Origin of the sequence: Enterobacter cloacae complex sp. 2024EL-00214, from assembly GCF_043945575.1 — a bacterium.
GTDB lineage: Bacteria > Pseudomonadota > Gammaproteobacteria > Enterobacterales > Enterobacteriaceae > Enterobacter > Enterobacter cloacae_P.
In genome coordinates this window covers 1-1,710 of sequence record NZ_JBIMRC010000050.1, presented here as the reverse complement: position 1 = coordinate 1,710, position 1,710 = coordinate 1, and the positions used below count along the sequence as shown (strand labels likewise).

The following is a 1,710-nucleotide window of genomic DNA, read 5'->3' as shown; positions in this document are numbered from 1 at the left end:
TCTGAGGCAGCACCTGGCACGGCTGGGACGGAAGTCGCTGTCGTTCTCAAAATCGGTGGAGCTGCATGACAAAGTCATCGGGCATTATCTGAACATAAAACACTATCAATAAGTTGGAGTCATTACCTCATTTTTTTCACTATATAGCCTTGCTCAAAAAGTTCTGACAACTTAGTAAGTCACGGCCTGGACTAACCACACATCAATAGATATTATAAGTATTGCCGCCGATATTCTGAAGGCGTTAAACCCGTTTGCTTCTTAAACGCGGTATTAAAGACCGATTTAGAGTTAAAGCCTGAGGAATACATAATATCAAGAATGGTCCGCTTATCTTCCGGCATTGCCAGGAGTTTTTTAGCGTGCTCTATTCGGTACTCGCTGATAAACGTAAAAAAATTCTGCTGAAACCCGTTGTTGATAATGGCTGACAGATCGTGCGGCGAGAGTTTTAACTGATGCGCAAGCTGGCTTAAGGACAGGGTGGAATCCAGAAACGGCTGATTCCGGTGCATAAATTCTGCCACCTTATCCACCTGTTCAGCCCCCCGTAACTGCGGTGCTTTAACCGGCTGAATATTCTCCAGCAGGATTTCATCTGCCTGCGTTAGCCCCATAAACGCAGCGGGTTGCCGCAGCGCACAAACTAATAACGTATTAATAAATGCAAACCCCGCTATGCTGACAACGGGCAGTACCCAACTCGTTTTATCGGTTAGCCTGAACAGATAGAAAAACAGGCAGCAAATAATACTGACTATCCAAAGTCCCAAATAACCTGACAGCAGGAAGCGGAGCCAGAGCATTTGCTGGCGGGCAATATCGGAATAAAGATGCTGAATATCCGAATTAAATGACCGCAAACGTCTGAGGGAATAGCCAAGCCAGCCGAGAAATACCCCGTGATAGGCCAATGCAAGGGGCAGTGATACTGGCATGCCCGGTAAATCCTGCTGCTGTAAGAGCGTTATTTTTGCTGAGTCAGATAACGGAACGTACAGCGTGAAAAACACAATAAGGCCAGTAGCAAACGGGATTAAGTGTACAGCATGAGCTGGCCGGATTCGAAAATGGCGATACATCAGCGAACGGGTATACAGATAGATGGCCGGTGGCTGAAGCAGAGAGATAAGCGTACCGATATAGGCGTAGTTCGGGTGTAAAAAACTCACGCCGCTACCATAGAGGAAAAGTTCACCAAAACCGGCGGCAAGGGTCAGCAGAACGATCACCAATAGCCGGTTGCTGACTTGTATGATGTTAGACGGCAAAAGAAGAAAAACAGAGAGCAATGCAGCCTGCATCATTCCTGCTGCCAGAAGAAAAACAGATAGATCATTCAGCATGCACGAGCACCAACAATTTAAAACGAGATATGAGAAACGGACGCCACACACGCTTCGTGTCAGCAGAACGTTCGACTTTACGTTTCATACGTTCGAATTTATCAATTCGAACGACTCCCGGGTTACTCGCCAGTACTCTGCAACCAAATCGGCAGAGGACTGAAATTCTGCCTCCTTTAAACACAAAAAAGCAGATGAACAGGTCGAAAGAGACCCGGGAGTATTAATATGAAAAAGCGGCACTGTTGCAAATAGTCGGTGGTGATAAACTTATCATCCCCTTTTGCTGATGGAGCTGCACATGAACCCATTCAAAGGCCGGCATTTTCAGCGTGACATCATTCTGTGGGCCGTACGCTGGTAC

General features: G+C 46.6%; 2 protein-coding genes. One reads left to right on the top strand and one right to left on the bottom strand.

Annotated elements, in window-relative coordinates; translation table 11 throughout:
• Positions 1-112, top strand: a 112-nt coding sequence (locus tag ACHHZ6_RS24645; protein ID WP_001691633.1) for an IS1 family transposase, incomplete at its 5' end; no start/stop codon positions are given.
• Positions 113-212: 100 nt separating this feature from the next.
• On the opposite strand, the gene ACHHZ6_RS24640 is transcribed toward ACHHZ6_RS24645, so the two are convergent.
• Positions 213-1,346, bottom strand: coding sequence for an AraC family transcriptional regulator (locus ACHHZ6_RS24640; protein ID WP_100152962.1), 1,134 nt, complete (start codon positions 1,344-1,346; stop codon positions 213-215).
• Positions 1,347-1,710: the final 364 nt, after the last annotated feature.